This is a genomic window from Hoeflea marina, assembly GCF_003182275.1.
Classification (GTDB): domain Bacteria; phylum Pseudomonadota; class Alphaproteobacteria; order Rhizobiales; family Rhizobiaceae; genus Hoeflea; species Hoeflea marina.
In genome coordinates, this window is the sequence record NZ_QGTR01000002.1 from 187,637 (window position 1) to 202,711 (window position 15,075).

At 64.1% G+C, this 15,075-nt stretch carries 11 protein-coding genes; all 11 read left to right on the forward strand.

What is annotated here, in order from left to right:
- Positions 1-83 precede the first annotated feature (83 nt).
- The gene (locus tag DFR52_RS07320; protein WP_110031312.1) at positions 84-386 is read left to right on the forward strand and encodes a hypothetical protein; all 303 of its coding nucleotides are present in this window, start codon (positions 84-86) and stop codon (positions 384-386) included.
- 501 nt (positions 387-887) lie between these two features.
- Positions 888-1,895, forward strand: coding sequence for a PilN domain-containing protein (locus tag DFR52_RS07325; RefSeq protein WP_158284886.1), 1,008 nt, complete (start codon positions 888-890; stop codon positions 1,893-1,895).
- Positions 1,892-2,542: a type II secretion system protein GspM gene (gene gspM / locus DFR52_RS07330; protein WP_110031314.1), complete on the forward strand. Its 651-nt coding sequence runs from the start codon at positions 1,892-1,894 to the stop codon at positions 2,540-2,542. Before DFR52_RS07325 ends, gspM begins: the two co-directional genes overlap by 4 nt.
- Complete coding sequence (locus DFR52_RS07335; protein ID WP_110031315.1) at positions 2,542-3,069, forward strand: hypothetical protein; 528 nt, start codon at positions 2,542-2,544, stop codon at positions 3,067-3,069. The genes gspM and DFR52_RS07335 overlap by 1 nt, the downstream gene beginning before the upstream one ends.
- The gene (locus DFR52_RS07340; RefSeq protein ID WP_110031316.1) at positions 3,066-3,992 is read left to right on the forward strand and encodes a hypothetical protein; all 927 of its coding nucleotides are present in this window, start codon (positions 3,066-3,068) and stop codon (positions 3,990-3,992) included. Before DFR52_RS07335 ends, DFR52_RS07340 begins: the two co-directional genes overlap by 4 nt.
- Complete coding sequence (locus DFR52_RS07345) at positions 3,989-5,623, forward strand: GspE/PulE family protein (RefSeq protein WP_110031317.1); 1,635 nt, start codon at positions 3,989-3,991, stop codon at positions 5,621-5,623. Before DFR52_RS07340 ends, DFR52_RS07345 begins: the two co-directional genes overlap by 4 nt.
- Positions 5,623-6,822 (forward strand): type II secretion system F family protein, encoded by a 1,200-nt coding sequence (locus tag DFR52_RS07350; protein WP_158284887.1) that lies wholly within the window; start codon positions 5,623-5,625, stop codon positions 6,820-6,822. The genes DFR52_RS07345 and DFR52_RS07350 overlap by 1 nt, the downstream gene beginning before the upstream one ends.
- Positions 6,822-7,304, forward strand: coding sequence for a GspH/FimT family pseudopilin (locus tag DFR52_RS07355; protein ID WP_110032000.1), 483 nt, complete (start codon positions 6,822-6,824; stop codon positions 7,302-7,304). The genes DFR52_RS07350 and DFR52_RS07355 overlap by 1 nt, the downstream gene beginning before the upstream one ends.
- Complete coding sequence (locus DFR52_RS24440) at positions 7,301-7,684, forward strand: type II secretion system protein (RefSeq protein ID WP_110031319.1); 384 nt, start codon at positions 7,301-7,303, stop codon at positions 7,682-7,684. The genes DFR52_RS07355 and DFR52_RS24440 overlap by 4 nt, the downstream gene beginning before the upstream one ends.
- Before the next feature lie 14 nt (positions 7,685-7,698).
- Positions 7,699-8,289, forward strand: coding sequence for a type II secretion system protein GspJ (locus DFR52_RS24445; protein ID WP_158284889.1), 591 nt, complete (start codon positions 7,699-7,701; stop codon positions 8,287-8,289).
- Positions 8,290-8,484: 195 nt separating this feature from the next.
- On the forward strand, positions 8,485-15,054 hold the full coding sequence (locus DFR52_RS07370; RefSeq protein ID WP_110031321.1) for an RHS repeat-associated core domain-containing protein: 6,570 nt from the start codon (positions 8,485-8,487) through the stop codon (positions 15,052-15,054).
- Positions 15,055-15,075 lie beyond the last annotated feature (21 nt).

Genomic DNA, 15,075 nt, shown 5'->3' on the forward strand with positions numbered 1-15,075 from the left:
AGGGCGGCGATTGATCTGCCGCAATATCAAGCATGCCAGATGGCACTAGGCTTGCGGGGAACTCAAAAAAAACAGGAGGCCCCATGGTCCGGATCAGTATCCATTCGCGTTTCATTGCATTGACTGCTGCACTGGGCCTCGCACTCACGGCGGGAGTTCGCGCGCAATCGGCAGACCCCGCCTGGCTCGACCGGCTGTCCGAACAGCTGGCCGTCGAAAAGGAGTGCCAGGTCGAATATTTTCTCGCGGTGAAGGAGGGTCAGTTGGCCGGGCGGCCGACATTCGAGGCGCGTGCCCAGTGTACAGACGGGCGTCAGTTCGACGGGGCGCTGACCGAGCCTGCGAAGGAATTCAACCTGAGCGAATGTGGCACCCGGATCTGCTGAGGCTGCCGCTTGCAGTTGTCACCCGCGGCGATCCCTGTCAGCGTCGTCTGATGCACCTGACCTCTCGCATGAACGGTTTGGTCTTGCCGGCGGGCATGGGTCTGGACGTGGTTCGCCACATCGGCCATCGCGCCATTGCCCGCGGCATCATCTGGAGCAGGCTTCAACGCAGTTCTGTCATCCGTTCGCCCACGGGTCTCCGATCATGAGCGCACGAGAATGCGAACTGAACGCTTCGCTGTGACCCGGCCGTGTCGCGCCGAAATCCGGCTCTCTGCTGCACAGGCGCGCCGGCAGGTCCGGCATGGGGAACAGGCCGATCGCGCGTAACGCAAGTGGTCCAGCGAACAGTGTTGATTGAAATTCCGAAGTATAGGTACATAGAAGCAACGTCGATTGCATTGGTTGAGTCGAGCGCAGAAAATCGACCTTTCGAGAGTCGCTTTTGCACGCCTGGCGTTGATGTCGTGGCCGCTCCATGAATCGGAATCGGGCTTTGGGATGAAAAGTGTCCTCATCGATATGTGGAACTGGTGGGCGACAACCCTGGCTTCGTGCCGGCCCGGCCGGTTCAACGTGACAAAGCCCGGCAGCCACATCGCCATCGACGACGCGGGAGTAACGCTTGTTGCGGGCAACGGGGCGATCCTCGCGCGCTGCGCGGACGGCAGGCTCGCTGAATTCGCCAGAGACGCCGCGAGAGCGGCCGGCCGCAAACCGCTGCCGGTCAGCATCGGCGAAAACCGCTACGTCGAGCGCAACCTCACGCGTGTGCCATTGCGCGAGACTCACAGCCGCGACATGATCCTGCTCGACGTGGCCGGATCGATTCCGTTCAATGTCGAAGACATCCACGTCCTGCGGGGGCAGGCTCGCGGCTTTCGGGCAAGCGGCGTGACCTACCAGATCCTGCGCAGATCGGTTCTGGCGCCGATCCTGAAGGCACTGGATGAGGCAGGCCTGCGGGTCGGTGAAATCCGCTTGCAGCGCGAATCCGGGTTCTGGGCGGTCCGCCCCCAAGCCATCGGCAGAGGGCGGAGAACGGCCTTTTCCGGCCCGTTCCAGCTGCTGGGCACGGGACTGGTGATCGCCGCATGCCTGGCGACATTCGTGCACCTGCACGTGCGCAACGCCACAGCATTGGGAGCGCTCGAGGCAAGGGTCGACGCGCTGGGAGTCGAGGCCGCGGCGGTCCGCGCGCTGCTGGCGCAGCGGAAGCAGGCGGTCGACCGGTTGACCGCGATCCATGTGTTCCGCAATTCCAATCCCGCCATAGTCTCGGTCTGGGAGCAACTGACCCAGGTCATTCCCGATTCCGCCTATCTGACGGATCTGGAGGTCAGCCAGTCCGATGTTCGGCTCACCGGATTCGCGGATTCGGCGGCCGAATTGCTGCCGGCGCTCGAAGCCGCGCCGATGTTCGAGAATGTCGAGTTCACCGCGCCGGTGGTGAACGTGCCTGGCCGAGACCGCGAACATTTTTCCATGATGCTGAGAGTGGCGAGATGATCGACGCGGCATTCTCAGCCTTGCTGAACCTGCCGAAACTGACGCAGCAGCTCGTTGCCGTCGCCATGCTGCTGCTGGGCGCGCTCGTCTCAGTCGGATTGATCTCGGCCGGTGCGGGACATCTGCAGTCGCAGCGGGATTCCATCCAGACCCTTCGCAAGCAGGCCGGCGTCCTCGAAGCCATTGTCGCGCAACGCCCCTTTCTGCAGACCGCTTCGGCGGAAGAGGGCCAACAGTCCGGCCTCGCCGGCCAGATGCTCCAGGGAGAGAATGCCGCGCTGGCGCGTGCCGCCCTGCAGAGCCGGTTCTCCGCGCTGGCGCAAGGTCATCGGGTTGAGGTCGTTTCGGTGGCGAATGCGCGCGATCTCGACATCGGTGGCCTGATCTATCTCGGCCTGGCGGTCAGCCTGCAGGGGCCGATGCATGAACTCCACGCCACCGTGATGGATCTGGAGACCTCGTCGCCGCAACTGTTTCTGCAGGATGTGGCCGTTCGTGCCATCCATGCGTCGCGCGCCGACGACGGCATGGCGGCCCCCGAGACCGAGCTGACGCTGCAGTTCAAGATCTATGGCCTGTTCCTGGCCCGGGCCGAAGACAGATCCGCGCCGGACGCAGTGGTCGCCGAACCCGTGGCGGGGCAGTGATGCGGGCGCTCTCGATCCTCGCCCTGCTTCTGGGCCTCGCCGCCTGGATAAACTGGACTGTCTGGACCCGGCCGACCGACCTCACATCGCTGCCGGCCGGTCGGTCCGGAAACCTCCTTGCCGCCTTGCCCGAAACTCCGATCGAGGCGGCCCGGTTCGACAGCACATTGCTGCAGACCTATGCCCGCCCCCTGTTCGAGCCCAGCCGCAGACCCTATGAGCCGCCGGCCGTCGAGGCGGCTGCCCCTGCCGGGATCCCGGAGCAGGCTCCGGCCATGGCGGTTGCGCCCGTCATCACCCAGTTTCCGGAAATACGTGTCCTCGGGATCCAGCGGATGCCCGGCCAGGCCCAGGCTCTGCTGCAGCTGCAGGGAGAGAGCCAGGCCGTCTGGTACCGGCAGGAGGACAGTGTCGGCGGCTGGATCCTGAAGGACATCGGATCCGTGCATCTGACATTCACGCGTGACGGGCAGGAGGCGAGCGCCGATCTCTATCCGGATACGGGACTTGGCGGAGGGATCAATTGAAGCGCCGGAGGCCGATCACGGACGACCGGGGCTTTGCGCTGGTGGCTGTGCTGTTCTTTCTCATTGTGCTGGCGGCCGTGCTGACACCGTTCACGATCGCGGCGAGAACCTATCAACTGGTCGTGCGCAATACGCTCGCAGCGTCCGCGTCGACGGCGGCGTTGAGCAGCATCCTGCAGACCGGCGCGCTGGTGTTCACGCTGGGTGAGGCCAACGGCCTTCGATGGCCGGACCCGACGCTGGTCTGCGAGATACGGCTAGGCCCGGACAGCAGGGTGATCCTGCGCTATGTCAACCATGCCGGCCTGATCGATCTGAATGCCGCTCCGCCCGAACTGCTGGCCTTCGGATTTCGCGCCCTTGGTCTTGATCCGGACGCGGCGGATGGTGTCGCCGCCGCCGTGGTGGCGTTCAGGACCGCCGACACCGGCTCCGGGCACGCCATGCTGGCAGAGTCCGTCGCGGTGGCGGGCGGGCTCAAGCGCGGACCCTTCGAGGCGGTGGCGGAACTGTCCGATTTCCAGCCGCTGGCGGCGACCGCCAACCGTCGGCTTGAAGAGGTCTTCACCGTGCTGTCGGGGGCCGGCACCGTCGACAGGCTGCGCCTGACGCCCGTGCTGGAGGCGATGCTGCGCCGGGGAGCGGGCGATGCCCACGCCTTTCTGATCGAAAGCGGCGGACGGGCGCCGGCGGTCACGCTGGAAGCGGAGCTCTATCGCGGCGATGCCGTCACCCACCGCGGGCGCACCGTCTTTGCCCAATCGGGTGCGGGCGAAACAGCCCCCCTGCACCTGCTCGAGCCGATGTCCTTTGAAGCCAGCCCCGACACCGCCATTCTCCGACCTCAGGGATCGGGCGATCCGCTTTGCGCCGGCTATTTTGAACCGGCGACGCAACAATTGCTCGCGGAGTTCCTGCCATGACCGGGCCATCGCCGCTCCCCACGCTGGACGAATTTCTGGCCCACGCCATTGCCGCCGGGGAAACAACCCCGGAAAAGGCGCGCCGGCTCGGCGCCGCCGTCAGCGAATCCGGCCACCCGGTCGATGTCGTGATGACGGAACTCGGCATCATGACCGAGGAAGGGCTGGGACAAGCGCTGGCGAGATTTCTCGGCACTGAATTCTTAGCCGATCCCGGGCCGCGCATCGATCGCGATCTGCTCGAACGGCTTGGCAGGCCTTTCTTCGAGAGCAACTGCATCCTGCCGATCAGCGGTGGGGATCACGGTGAGGTTCCGGTGTGCGTGAGCACACCGTTCTCCGATGACGGACTGAAGCTGCTGTCCTACCGTCTTGAGCGGCCCCTGCGGCTGCTGGTCTCCACCCGGCCGGTCATCCTGGCCGCGCTCGCCGGCTTCGGTGCCGGGGAGGCGGCCATCGCCGACCCATTGCCGCCCGGTGGCATCGAACTCGATGCCTTCGACCTCGAGCGGTTGCGTGACGTGGCCCAGGAGGCGCCGGTCGTGCGGCTGATCGCCCGGGTCCTGCAACGCGCCGTCGATCTGCAGGCCACGGATATCCATATCGAGCCGATGGACCGGCATGTGCAGATCCGGCTGAGGATCGACGGGCTGCTGCAGACCTGGGAATCTGTTCCCATCGACATGCTCTCGGGCGTTGCCACGCGGATCAAGATCCTGTCGCGGCTCAACATTTCCGAGCGGCGGCTGCCCCAGGACGGTCGCATGCGCGCAGTCATCCGCGGCACCGAAGTGGATTTCCGCGTCTCGGTGCTGCCCAGCGTCAACGGCGAGACCCTGGTGCTGCGGGTGCTCGACCGCACCCAGGTGGCACTCGATCTGGCGAGCCTCGGATTTGCCGACGATGCCCGGGCGTCGCTGGCGCAGTTGGCCCATGTCGCCAACGGCATTGTGCTTGTCACCGGCCCGACCGGCAGCGGCAAGACCACGACGCTTTATGCGCTGCTGCGGATGATCAATTCCATCGGGGTGAAGATCTTCACGGTCGAAGATCCGGTCGAGTACCGCATGGAAGGGGTGACCCAGCTGCAGGTCGATCCCGGCATCGACCTGACCTTCGCGCGCGCCCTGCGCTCGGTGCTGCGTCAGGACCCGGACATCATCCTGGTCGGTGAAATCCGGGATCGCGAAACCGCGGAGATTGCAATGCAGGCGGCGCTGACCGGCCACCTGGTGCTTTCGACGCTGCACACCAACTCCGCGGTCGGCGCCGTCACCAGGCTGCGCGACATGGGCATTGACGATTATCTGATCGGCGCCACGGTGAAAGCCGCAATCGGGCAGCGGCTGGTTCGAAGGGTCTGCCGGGCCTGCCGGAATACGGAACCGGGAAGGTGCGGCCAGTGCGGCGGCACCGGCCTCAAGGGTCGCACGGTCACCTACGAAATTGCCCGCTTCAGCAACCGCATCTCGTCCAGTGTGGCGCGCGGCGCGCTCGAGGACGCAATCACAGCCATGGCCCTGGATGAGGGCATGGTTCCGATGCAGACCCATGCGCAATCGCTCCTGTCTATTGGCGTCACCACACGCCAGGAGATCGCGCGGGTCATCCAGCTCGACGGGACGGTATGATGCTGTATGCCTACAAGGCGTTGCGGGTCGACGGCAGTTATGAGCAAGGCCGCATCGAGGCGGACGGCCCCGCCGAGGTGCTTGCGAGCCTGCGCCGCAACGGCAAGACCGCCGTCAGCATCGTGGAGGCTGGCGCCGCGGTTGCCGCGGCCGGCGCAGATGCCGTGCTGCGACCGGTGCAACTGGCCGCCTTCTTCGCCGACCTCGCCATGCTGATGACCGCGGGACTGACCGTCGATCAGGCGCTGAAGACGATGGCGGCGAGCCAGGAGAACTGGCGGCTCAAGTCCCTTGCCGCCGGGATCGCGGCCAGCCTGGCGACCGGCGACACGGTGGCCGGGGCCATGGAAAAAACGCGGTCTTTCCCGCCGGAGGCGACGGCACTGGCCGCCAGCGCGGAACGCGTGGGGCGGCTGGCCGAGGTCTTCGGCGCCCTGGCGGCCGACTTCGAACGCCAGGCCCGGGCACGCCGGGCGCTCCTGGAGGCATTGGCCTATCCGGCTTTCCTGGTCGCCCTGGCAATCGTGGCTGTTGTCCTGATTTCGGTCTATCTCGTGCCGGCGCTTGAGCCGATCTTCGAGAGCGCCGGGGTGGACCCGCCACCGGTGGTGTGGATCCTCACTCGCCTGCGTGGGTTCATGACGGACTACGGCATCTATCTCGCCGGAATCGCGGCGCTTCTGGCCATTGCCGCCTGCTTCGCGGAGACCCGCGCCGCACTGTCCGCCGGCTTTTCCGCCCTGTGGGCGGTCTTGCCGGGGGTCGGCCGGATCCAGCGGGATCTTGCCATGGCGCGCTATCTGCAGAGCCTTGCGCTGTTGCTGCAGAACGGCGCCCAGATCAGCGTGGCGCTGGAGCTGTCGGCAAGCTGCTGCGGCCGCGGATCGATCCGCCGGCGCCTCGCCGGCGTGCGCGACGAGGTGACCCACGGAGCCAATGTGACGGATGCCTTGAGACGGACGCAGCTGTTTGGCGAGGGGACCCTGTCGCTGATCTTCATGGGCGATGAGGTCAACCGGCTGCCGATGGCGCTCGACCGCAGCAGCGTGATTCTGATGACCAGATCGCGCCAGGTGATCGACAGGTCTCTCGCTGTCCTGGCGCCCGCCATCATCATCGCCCTCGGCCTGATGATCGGTCTGCTGGTCACCTCGGTGATGACCGCGCTTTTGTCCGTCAATGAACTGGCGATCCAGTGATGCGCGCCCGTTCGGAGCCACATTGGGGAGATGAGGCCGGGTTCACCCTGATCGAGATGATGGTGGTGCTTGCGGTCATCGCCATGGCCTCGCTCGGCGTGGTCGCCTATGGCGTCAACCGCGACCGGGAACCGACCAGCCGGGCGCTTGCGCAATCCACCGCGCTGCTGGCCCATCGCGCTTCGCAGGCTGCTGTCACGCGCGGTCTGCCGGTGCGTCTCCGGGTCGATCTTGAAGCGGGCGTCATCTCCCTCGATGCGGGAAAGAAGCAGGACGTGGTGCGGTTCTCCGCCGACAGCGCGGGTGCGCGGCTGGCCACCGGGCGCGGACTGGTGGCGAGTCCGGGTGTGGGCGAGATTGTCTTTCTGCCGGATGGAAGTGCGACGGGTGGCGAGATCCGGTTTCAGCGCCAGGGGCAGCCGGCGTACCGGGTGCGCATCCACTGGCTGACGGGCGCGGTCAGCTATGGGGAGGCGAAATGATGCACGGGGCGGCGGCAGGGCGCGGCGAAGACGGATTCACCTTGCTGGAGACCTTGATCGCCTTCACCATTCTTGCGGGTGCACTGAGCGTGGCGCTGCAGGGGCTGAGCATTGCGGCCAGGCAGCTGAATGCCGCGGTTGCGGCCGAGGCGCTGCACGAATTCGCAAGCCGGGCCGCAGCCACGGCGGGAGCCGCGCAGCCCCGGGATCCGGCGGGCGCGTTCGAGGCGAGAACGACGACGGAGAGCCGCGTCGTCAAGACGGGAGGCATCCACAGGGGACTTGTGACGCTGCGCCGGGTGGAGGTGTTCGCACCGGCCGACTCGGCGCCGGCTTTCTCTCGACTGGCCGTCACCGCGATGGCGATCGGCGGGAATTGAGACCGCGTCCCGCCATGGCCGGCGCCGACGCAGGCGAGGCCGGGTTCACGCTGGTGGAGGTGCTGGTGACGCTGGCGCTGCTGTCGGTGATGGCGGCGCTGATGCTGCTCGTGGCCGGCCAGTTTCGCGGTCTTGCCGCGCGGCAGGCGGATCTCGCCGCGCGGCAGGAGGCGGCCGCCATTGTCCGACATCTGGGCGACGAGATCGCCGCGGCCCGGGCGTTGCCGCTCATGGGCGCCGATGCCGCGCAGAAAAGCCCCATGGCGGGCGGGGCGGCGGGCCTGCGGTTCTCCGCCGTGGTGCGCACCGGTTCGGCAAACTCGGGTCTGCGCGAAGTCCTGATTGCGCTGCGCCCGGGCGACCGGCCCCGGCTGGTCGAGATCCGCCGGCTGCGCCGCATGCCGATGATTGCTGCCACCGAGCCGGAGATCGTGCTCGCCGACGACGTGGAGGCGCTGTCGCTGCGCTATCTCTCCGTCGATGGCTGGAGCGGCGATTGGCAGGGGAGACCGGAACTGCCGCGCGCGGTCGATATCAGGCTGTCGCTCAGGCGCAACGGCCGCATCGTCTCGGCGGCCCATGTCGTGACGACGGGACTGCGGTAGGTTTCTCTCCACGACTTGGAGCGGAGCCCTGGTTCGCCAGATACCGCGCATGACGGTCCTGTTTCGGTTGACGGGTGTCTTGATCAATAGAGATCCGTAGGTCTGGGTGAAATTGTGGATAAATGCAATTTTCTGTTGAGTTGTTTTTTGTCGTAATTCAAAGTTGAGCGAGGGTGTATTGCTTTGGGGAAAGTAATGATCACTTTAAAACAGCTTTTTAGCGCGGTAACGGTCGCGGCGTTGCTTCTCGTCGGACCCGCGCTCGCCGATGGTCTGGGAAACGCTGGGGGTGGACTGGGGAATGGGTCAAGCGCCAGTCCGCCCGCGATTGCCACCGAGACAGACAATTCATCCGCATCTCCGAACTCGGACACGAGCAGGGCTGACGAATCAGAGAACCCGGACAGCGGCGGCGGGGAGATGGCGCCAGAGGCTCCCGTGGCGAAAGACGATACCGGCGCCAAAACGCTGGCATCGCCGGAAGCTGCGGTTACCGCGGCCGCAACAGCATCGGCCACAACGAACGATACGGGCTATCCGGAGCCTGCCATCGCGCCGGCGTCCCTGCCCGAGACCAGCGGCAATGGCAGCCTCGGCTACAGCTACCCAATCGATTCGCCGGAGTTTCGCGGCCTGGGGCCGGGCATCGCGCTCACCTATGATTCCACCCGCAAGACCAAGCGGTCGGCCAACTACCAGGGCTGGTCGGGTTATGGCTGGGGCATCGCCGGATTCGATGTTATCGAGCGCGAGCGGCCGCGCCGCGGCGTTGCCGCCTTCAATGCGCAGGACGTCTTCGTGCTCAATGGCGTCGAACTGGTTGCCTGCGCCAGCGGCATGGTCAGCCCGTCCTGCGATGCGTCCGTCGGCGGCACCCACACGACGGAAATCGAGAGTTATCGCCGCATCGCCTTCGACGCCGGCGCCAACAGCTGGACGATCACCGACAAGGACGGCACGCGGACCATCCTCAGGTCCGTCGGCACTCTGTCGGGGCAGGGCGGTCTGACCGGGGATCTGCTGACGCTGTCGCGCGATTTCCGCTGGCTGGTGGCGGAAGTCGTCGACACCCATGGCAATCGTATCGTCTACTCCTATGCCTGCGATACCCTGCCGGCGTGTCACCCGTCGGCCGTGGCGCTGTACAATCAGGGGGCGTCAACGCCTTACGCCCGGACCTTGTTTCATTGGGAGGCTCGGCCCGACACCATTCTGATGGCCAATGGCCTGACGCTGAGCCGCGACACCAACCGGCTGCGCGCGGTGTCTGTCGAGGTCGGCGGCGTGGTCCGCAGCGCCTATACGCTGCACTACATTCAGGACGCATTTTCCGGAGCGAGCCTGCTGGCCGAGATCCGCCGCTATGGGCGAGGGGTCAATGTGTTGGCGGCAGAGCCCGTGGGCAGTGCGTACAAGGCGACGAAGTTTGAAAGTGCGGCGCCAATGGCTTGGACGACGCAGACAGTTCCACCTCCACCCATTGTCGACGCTGCACCCTTCGATTCCTATGTTGTACGACGTCAACATCTGCCCGATGGCGAATCGGCGTGGTGGGTTTTGTATAAGGCGCGTTTCGCAATAATAAATCCAAGTTTTACTTGGTACAATTTGCGGGAGTGTCCTGGACAGACGCAGGCCGGGCAGGGGCAGGTCGGCCAACAACAAGGGTGGGTCTGCAACAAATACAATGTTGGCTCATATATTGTGGGCACAAGATATTCGGATGCGTCTCTCCAAGTTGCTACAGGAACCTACCGATACCATAGAATTTCTTCGTCCGGGCCATCCGGAACTGCCACGCCACCGAACGTCATCGCCACTTCGGCGATGAAGGATGAGTTCTCGGCGTCGGATAAGAAAGTCCTATTTTCCTCAGGAACAGCGGTGGCATTTCCGCCGGAGACATTTGGTAGCTCCACACTTGCTGATTCGAATTTGTCAAACCAGGAGCCCGTTTCGGCGAGCAACGCGTGTAAAGCGCTCTATGGCACAACAGCTTCGGTCTCAACTCGAAAGATCCAAGGGAAGTTTTTGCCAGGTTTGGGAACACAGGATATTTTCCAGTGTCAGGTCACAAGCACCTATGGAGTCCCTCATGAGGGAGAAGACCCGCGTGTCGTAACGACCTATAAGGGCGTGCTGGTTAGGGTAAAACCGTACAGTGGAGAATACGGGAATTCCATTCTTTGTTCTACGCATCCCGAGCCGGTCATTCGCGACATTTGCTCCCGTATTCCAAATACGGTTGGCCGTGCGTTGGATCATGACGGCGACGGAATAGATACCTTCGTTCAGACGAACGTCCCGCTAGGCAAAGAGTCACCCGCACTGGATTTCGCAGGGAATACGAGCGAAATTTTACTACAACGGCCGACTTCGCAATACGATTATTCGGCTAAAATCTACACATATGACGGCCAGGCCTGGTCCTACAAATCGACGACGATCAATTGCAGAGCCTGTGGCTATGCTGACCTGAATGGCGACAACGTCACGGACCGACTCAATTTTGTTGATCCAGATGGGCGGCACCAGATCTATTTGTGGACAGGAGTACGTTTTGAACAATTGCCTGATGCCACAGGCGGCATGAATTTCGACTTTCCCAAGGTCCGATACTCCGGGAACGACTCGGGTCCCCCTGGCGTCGACTACAAACTGGCCGATATGAACAACGATGGGCGCACAGAAATTCTCATGCCCAGGGAAAACGTCACAGTGGCGTCGCCTGGAGCGATGCCAGACTATTCCGCGAGAGCGATATATGTGACTCTGGAGGAGGGTGGCGGTCGGTTAGTCGATCAAATCGTGCCGTTGTCGCAACGTGCTCTGGACACTACGCCTGCGCCTGAGCCAACTGAAGCATTTTGGTTGAACGACCTAAATCTGGACGGCGTACCGGACAAAATCCTAGGCACGACGAGCCTGGCCGATCTGGCGCCAAACGGCCCCAACCCGCCCACGATCCTGCTCTCCGGCACCACGTCACCCGGCCTCCTGGTCTCGATCACCACGGAGATCGGCGGCAAGGCGAGCTTTGAATACAAGCCCTCGACGGCGTGGGTGAATGAATTCCTGCCCTTCGTCATTCCGACGGTGAGCGCGATCACCGCCGCCGACGGCAGGGGGCACTTTGCAAGAACAACCTACGCCTATGCGGGCGGCAGGTTCGACACCGCTGCGCGCAAGTTCCTGGGCTACAGGACCATCACCGAGACCAAGCCGCCGGTCGGCGCCGAGGTCGTCGGCTCCGCGACCGAGACCACCTACCGCCAGGATCTGGCGAGCTACGGCCTGCCCGAGAAGGTGCTCTACAGGGACAGCGCCGGCGCGCTGATGAAGCAGGTCGACCATGCCTATTCGGTCAATCTGGCATCCAGGCCCTACAGGGCGCTGCGGACCCAGACCGATGTCCGCCTGCTCGATGTCGAGGCAAGCCGCGTGCGTGAGACCTACGCCTATGATGCTTATGGCAATCTGGCGGACCAATACGAACATGGCCGGCTCGACGTCGCCGGCGACGAGCGCCGCACCGTCGTCGCCTTTGCCTACAACCCCTCCGTCTACATCGTCGGCAAACCCAAATACCGCTTTGTCCAGCAAGACCCGGCGACACCGCTGCTGCGCAATTCGATGGAGTATTTCGCGTATGACGGCAACGCCTTGCCGGACACTCCGCCAACGATTGGCGATCTGACCCGCCATGCAGTGATGGCCGACGAATATGCCAATCCGCAGCGCCACCAGTCGACCTATTACAGCTATGACGCCTGGGGCAACCGGACGTCGGAACAGGATGACGAGGGCAGCCGCACCGAGTGGGACTATGACGCGACGCATCATCTGTTTGCCGTCGCCGAGCGCCAGCCGCAATACTTTGCCGGCGACACCCGCTTTGCTGTGACGATCGTCACCGATCCGGTCTGCGGGGTGGAGACCTCCCGCACCGATGTCAATTCCATCGTCCACACGAGAACCTATGACGGGTTCTGCCGGCCGCTGAGCTATGCCAATGGCTCCACCGGCTATCTGGTGACCAGCGAATACGGCAACGAGGGCGATCCGGCCAGCCAGTACATTCTCACCCGCAAGCGGATATCCGGCGCGGCGATGAGCTACACGCTCAATTATTACGACGGGCTGGGGCGCGGCTGGCAGACGGAAACGGCGGGCGACAGCAGCACTGACGCGGCCGAGCGGCGGATCGTCTCGCGACGCTTCGACCGGCGCAACCGCCTGCGCTGGGAAACCCTGCCCTATCATCAGGGCGAGACCCAGTACGCGGTCGCCACCACCCATGACTGGGCCGACCGGCCGACCTCGATCACCCATGCCGATGGCGCGGTCACCACCATGGCCTATGACCTCAATCTGGGTATCACCACCGGCGTGGCGCCGAGCATCAATGCCGGGCTTGAGCGGGTGAGCGTCAACGAAGCCGGACTGCGCCTCACCAAAACCACCAGTTCGGCCTTCGGCAAGCCGATCCACATCGAGAAGACCAACGAGGGCCGCGCGGTGGTGGAAACCCGCGCCTATGACATGCTCGACCGCATGGTTCATGTCCGCGATCCGCTGGGCGCGGTGTGGACCTATGTCTACGACATGGCCGGCAACCGCATCGGCGTCACCGACCCGGATCTGGGTCAGTGGAGCTACAGCTACGACCGCGCCAACCGGCTGAAAACCCAGACCGACGCGCGCGGGGTCGTCACCACGATGACCTACGATGCGATGGGCCGGCTGCTGACCCGCACCGCCGCGGGGCAGGCGGGGACCACCATTCTTGCCAGCAACAGCTATGACAGCGCCGTCAGCGGCTACGCCAATGTCGGTCAACTGACGCGATCAGAAACGCCCGACGGCGTCTCGCATGTCTTCGACTGGCACCCCTCCGGGCAGATTGCCCGCGATGCCGCCATCATCGACGGGGTCTACCACACCACTCAGACGCAGTACTCCGACGGGCACCTGCCGGTGTCGATGCTCTATCAGCCGCATGCGCTGTCGGTGGGCAGTGCGGCCGAGCCGTGGACCTATACGCTGGGCGGCCTGTCGCGCACCGTTCCGGGCTATGTCACCGAGACCATCTACGAGCCCGACAACCAGACCCGCGAAATCCGCTACGCCAACGGCGTGGTGACACGATTCAGCTATTCGCCGACGCGGCGCTGGCTCACCCGCATCGAGACGTTGGCGCCCGGCGGCGCCACCCATCTCGTCGATTCAAGCTACACCCGCGACGCCGTCGGCCGCATCACCCGCATCGACGCGCTGACGCCCGACGACAGCTGGGTCTACAGCTATGACGGGCTCGACCAGCTGTTGAGCGCCGACAATCTCGGCGGCACCAGTCTCGACGAGGTGTTCACCTACAATGACGGCGGCAATCGTCTGACGCGCAACGGCCTCGCCTACACCTATCCGGCGGGCAACCAGGCGCGGCCGCATGCGGTGCTGTCAGTGGGCGCCACGAGCTTCGCCTATGACGCCAACGGCAACATGGTCAGCGATGGCGACCGCACACTCGCCTGGGATGATACCAACCGGCTGACGGGAGTGCTGCTCACACCGCAGGCTTCACCGGTTACCTTCAAATACGGGTCGGATGGATCCAGGGCGCGCAAGACGTCGCAGTTCGCCTCCACCATCTATCCTTCCGCCAATGCCGAGATCGATACCGCGGGCATGCCGGCGGGCGGCTCGCTCGCCGCCGGCACCGCCTACTACCCGGTGGGCGCTTATACCCGCTATCCACATATGGACGTCAAGATCGAGGGCGGCGCCAGGCAGTTCCTGCACCGAGACCATCTCGCCTCGGTGCGCGTGGTCACGGATGCGGCCGGCGCGGTTGTCGAATCCACCGGCTACATGCCCTATGGCCGAAAACTCAACCAGGGCTTCCAGACGCAGAAGAGCTTCCTCAGTGAGCGCGACGACCCCGAGACGGGGCTGATCTATCTCAACGCCCGCTACATGCACCCCGACCTCGGAAGATTCATCTCCCCCGACGACTGGGACCCGACACTGCCGGGCGTCGGCACCAACCGCTACGCCTATACCGGCAATGATCCGGTCAACAAGAGTGATCCGAATGGGCATAGCGACTGGAGCTTCGGTTTTTACGGAGAGGTCACGCCAGGCACGGGCATAGGCTCTGGACTTGGCGTCACCATCTCAGCGCCAACCGAACGAGATCCGGGCGCAAAGTACGACTTATCCATTGATGCGACGATCAGCGGGCGTGCCGGACTGGGAATTGGGCTCACTGGGTACGGCACGACAAACCCAGTATCATCACCAGATCAGGACGTATTTTCAGGCAGCTTGACTGCCGATGTAACATTCAGCGTCGGCCCGGTGGCCGGCACTGTATCGGCCGGCGTGTCAAAAAACGTGAAGGGTGCAGTTTCACCGACCGTCGGACGGAATATTCCTGTCGGACCGACCGGCCTTCCCAGCCTTAGAGGAGGACTAACGACAGGCTTAAATGCAAATGGGAGCTTTTCTGTCAGGGGTGCATGGGAAGCAATCGCCAGCCTGTTTTCAGGCAGCAATAATGAGCGCAACAAAAAGTCCAGAGAAAAAAGCTCTACGACTGGCACTGCGCACGGAGCACGGGGAGTGGGTAGCCCGACCGCAATAGGTAGCGAAAGTGAGACGGGTTCCGGATCCAGCAATGCGGGCGACGTTGGTCAAAGGGATTCTGGATCTAGGCCTACGGGGGCGCCACCTGGCATAGGGACATCTCCACATGCGCTATAAAAACGCATTCGCAGACGGCTT

Coding starts and splice junctions, on each gene's coding strand:
- DFR52_RS07320 (WP_110031312.1), top strand. CDS start 84: ATGGTCCGGATCAGTATCCATTCGCGTTTCATTGCATTGACTGCTGCA.
- DFR52_RS07325 (WP_158284886.1), top strand. CDS start 888: ATGAAAAGTGTCCTCATCGATATGTGGAACTGGTGGGCGACAACCCTG.
- gspM (WP_110031314.1), top strand. CDS start 1,892: ATGATCGACGCGGCATTCTCAGCCTTGCTGAACCTGCCGAAACTGACG.
- DFR52_RS07335 (WP_110031315.1), top strand. CDS start 2,542: ATGCGGGCGCTCTCGATCCTCGCCCTGCTTCTGGGCCTCGCCGCCTGG.
- DFR52_RS07345 (WP_110031317.1), top strand. CDS start 3,989: ATGACCGGGCCATCGCCGCTCCCCACGCTGGACGAATTTCTGGCCCAC.
- DFR52_RS07350 (WP_158284887.1), top strand. CDS start 5,623: ATGCTGTATGCCTACAAGGCGTTGCGGGTCGACGGCAGTTATGAGCAA.
- DFR52_RS07355 (WP_110032000.1), top strand. CDS start 6,822: ATGCGCGCCCGTTCGGAGCCACATTGGGGAGATGAGGCCGGGTTCACC.
- DFR52_RS24440 (WP_110031319.1), top strand. CDS start 7,301: ATGATGCACGGGGCGGCGGCAGGGCGCGGCGAAGACGGATTCACCTTG.
- DFR52_RS24445 (WP_158284889.1), top strand. CDS start 7,699: ATGGCCGGCGCCGACGCAGGCGAGGCCGGGTTCACGCTGGTGGAGGTG.
- DFR52_RS07370 (WP_110031321.1), top strand. CDS start 8,485: ATGATCACTTTAAAACAGCTTTTTAGCGCGGTAACGGTCGCGGCGTTG.